Source organism: Psittacicella hinzii, assembly GCF_003585935.1.
In the GTDB taxonomy this organism is placed as follows: domain Bacteria; phylum Pseudomonadota; class Gammaproteobacteria; order Enterobacterales; family Psittacicellaceae; genus Psittacicella; species Psittacicella hinzii.
Map to the genome: position 1 here is coordinate 1 of NZ_NRJG01000201.1, position 1510 is coordinate 1510.

At 30.5% G+C, this 1510-nt stretch carries 1 protein-coding gene; it reads left to right on the top strand.

Annotation, left to right across the window (positions count from 1 at the left end):
• Nucleotides 1-431 precede the first annotated feature (431 nt).
• On the top strand, nucleotides 432-1505 hold the full coding sequence (locus CKF58_RS08145) for a hypothetical protein (protein WP_119532755.1): 1074 nt from the start codon (nucleotides 432-434) through the stop codon (nucleotides 1503-1505).
• The last annotated feature ends 5 nt before the right edge of the window (nucleotides 1506-1510 follow it).

The following is a 1510-nucleotide window of genomic DNA, read 5'->3' on the forward strand; positions in this document are numbered from 1 at the left end:
TTTTTTGCTTGACTTTTTTAGGGTTTTGACAAAAATTGATACCCAGCTAAGATATTAGGTATTTTTAGCTTTTCACTAAATTAGTGATTTTCCGTATGTATTTAAATTATTAGTTCCGTTATTCCCGTACTGTTTAGTGCGGGATTTTTTCTATATTAGCAAAAACCAATATATTAAAAATTAGGGTTTTACTTGTTTATCAACGAGTTATAGCATTTTACAATTTTAGTACCAAAAAAAAGCCCCCAGTCATTGTTTGACTGAGGACTAGATTATGAAAATATGTAAAAATATGAGCCCATTATAGCATAACTTTACTGTGGGTTGTTATAAATTGAAAGCTATAGTTTTAATTATTATTTTACCATTTCTATCGTTTACTTGATATAATTGTTAAACAAGTTTAACATTTTTATAACCTAAGGCAAAATATGATTGAAAAGACTTTTGTTGATGGTGTGTATGATTATTTCAAACAGAATGGACAATCTAGTCTGGATTGGTATAAAGAAACCACAATCAACGACACAAAGATAAGACTTTTTTTATCTTCCCTGTATCATGATAACGAAAAATTACTAACTAAAGCTTTCGAAGACGCTGGTTACCGTTATCCTAAATATGCAGTTATTACTCCTGTTCGATTTTTGAGCTTTTGTGACAGTTATGTTATAAGAGCCGATTTATTAATCAATGATCCTCATTATTTACCGACAACCCCAGCAACGCCTTATTTACTAGCTGATGATGAGAAACTAACGTGTACACCTTTCATTAGTTTAACTAAAGAGCAAGTTATTGAGTTTTATAATGATTTAAAAACAGGTTTAGCTTGGACAATTGTCAAATTTGCTCACGAGCTTGATTATACCAAAACGACAGTAATTAATAATTTTAATCACACTAAGTTTGTAACTGCTGACTTTTTTAATAAAATCTGTTTATTATTTGGATTACGGACAACTAATTTCAAGAACTTCTTCTACTATTGCAAAAGTAAAGGTTGGATTACAGATCCCAGCTTATATAACCAAGAATTTAATAATTTGTTGGAGTTAAGTGAAGACTCAGAGTTTGAACATGGTGAGGAAATTACCTTTGAGCAAACTTTATCCGAAGAATCCAAGGATAAATATATAACAACCTTTTTCGTCCCTAGTGAAAATATAGCTGTAAATTCGATCACGGTCATTGATATCGAAGATAATTTTTATAAACCATTTATTATCTCTGGAGATAAAGTGGGGATCATTAGAGGGGATAAGTATTACGCAGAAGGATATTATTTAATTGCTGATCCAAGAGAACCGTTCACTGTATTTTCTAATATTAAAATGGCACTATTAGAGCCACTGGATAATGATTTAACCACGTTTAAGGTGTCGACAACTAACCCTTATTTAGAAAGCATTGTCATGAAAAAAGAAAGTTTTAAAATAGTTGCTTGCATTGCTTTTGTAACAAGAAAAGGAAGCCCAGTAATTTTAACTTCAGAAAAGAAATAAAAGTG

What these genes read in the sequence shown, in the direction of transcription:
- CKF58_RS08145 (WP_119532755.1), top strand. Translation starts at nt 432, where the DNA reads ATGATTGAAAAGACTTTTGTTGATGGTGTGTATGATTATTTCAAACAG.